Genomic DNA, 1589 nt, shown 5'->3' with positions numbered 1-1589 from the left:
ATGAGCCAAGTTTAGAAGCTTCTTTAAAGAGCTTCATAGCAAGATTAAACTGAAGAGTTTGATCATGGCTCAGATTGAACGCTGGCGGCAGGCTTAACACATGCAAGTCGAGCGGAAACGATGATAGCTTGCTATCAGGCGTCGAGCGGCGGACGGGTGAGTAATACTTAGGAATCTACCTAGTAGTGGGGGATAGCACGGGGAAACTCGTATTAATACCGCATACGTCCTACGGGAGAAAGGGGGCAACTTGTTGCTCTCGCTATTAGATGAGCCTAAGTCGGATTAGCTAGATGGTGGGGTAAAGGCCTACCATGGCGACGATCTGTAGCTGGTCTGAGAGGATGATCAGCCACACCGGGACTGAGACACGGCCCGGACTCCTACGGGAGGCAGCAGTGGGGAATATTGGACAATGGGGGAAACCCTGATCCAGCCATGCCGCGTGTGTGAAGAAGGCCTTTTGGTTGTAAAGCACTTTAAGCAGTGAAGAAGACTCTTCGGTTAATACCCGGAGACGATGACATTAGCTGCAGAATAAGCACCGGCTAACTCTGTGCCAGCAGCCGCGGTAATACAGAGGGTGCAAGCGTTAATCGGAATTACTGGGCGTAAAGCGAGCGTAGGTGGCTTGATAAGTCAGATGTGAAATCCCCGGGCTTAACCTGGGAACTGCATCTGAAACTGTTAGGCTAGAGTAGGTGAGAGGGAAGTAGAATTTCAGGTGTAGCGGTGAAATGCGTAGAGATCTGAAGGAATACCGATGGCGAAGGCAGCTTCCTGGCATCATACTGACACTGAGGCTCGAAAGCGTGGGTAGCAAACAGGATTAGATACCCTGGTAGTCCACGCCGTAAACGATGTCTACTAGTCGTTGGGTCCCTTGAGGACTTAGTGACGCAGCTAACGCAATAAGTAGACCGCCTGGGGAGTACGGCCGCAAGGTTAAAACTCAAATGAATTGACGGGGGCCCGCACAAGCGGTGGAGCATGTGGTTTAATTCGATGCAACGCGAAGAACCTTACCTGGTCTTGACATATCTAGAATCCTGCAGAGATGCGGGAGTGCCTTCGGGAATTAGAATACAGGTGCTGCATGGCTGTCGTCAGCTCGTGTCGTGAGATGTTGGGTTAAGTCCCGCAACGAGCGCAACCCTTGTCCTTAGTTACCAGCGGGTTAAGCCGGGAACTCTAAGGATACTGCCAGTGACAAACTGGAGGAAGGCGGGGACGACGTCAAGTCATCATGGCCCTTACGACCAGGGCTACACACGTGCTACAATGGTAGGTACAGAGGGCAGCTACACAGCGATGTGATGCGAATCTCAAAAAGCCTATCGTAGTCCAGATTGGAGTCTGCAACTCGACTCCATGAAGTAGGAATCGCTAGTAATCGCGGATCAGAATGCCGCGGTGAATACGTTCCCGGGCCTTGTACACACCGCCCGTCACACCATGGGAGTTGATTGCACCAGAAGTGGATAGCTTAACCGTAAGGGGAGCGTTCACCACGGTGTGGTTGATGACTGGGGTGAAGTCGTAACAAGGTAGCCGTAGGGGAACCTGCGGCTGGATCACCTCCTTATAGA

General features: G+C 51.9%; 1 rRNA gene. It reads left to right on the top strand.

Annotated elements, in window-relative coordinates:
* The first annotated feature begins 46 nt into the window (after window positions 1-46).
* Window positions 47-1585, top strand: a 16S ribosomal RNA gene (locus tag JMX83_RS14860).
* The last annotated feature ends 4 nt before the right edge of the window (window positions 1586-1589 follow it).

The organism is Psychrobacter piscatorii (assembly GCF_904846415.1).
Taxonomy (GTDB): Bacteria; Pseudomonadota; Gammaproteobacteria; order Pseudomonadales; family Moraxellaceae; genus Psychrobacter; species Psychrobacter piscatorii.
The sequence above is the reverse complement of the archived record's forward strand: the minus strand, read 5'-3'. Positions and strand labels throughout refer to the sequence as shown.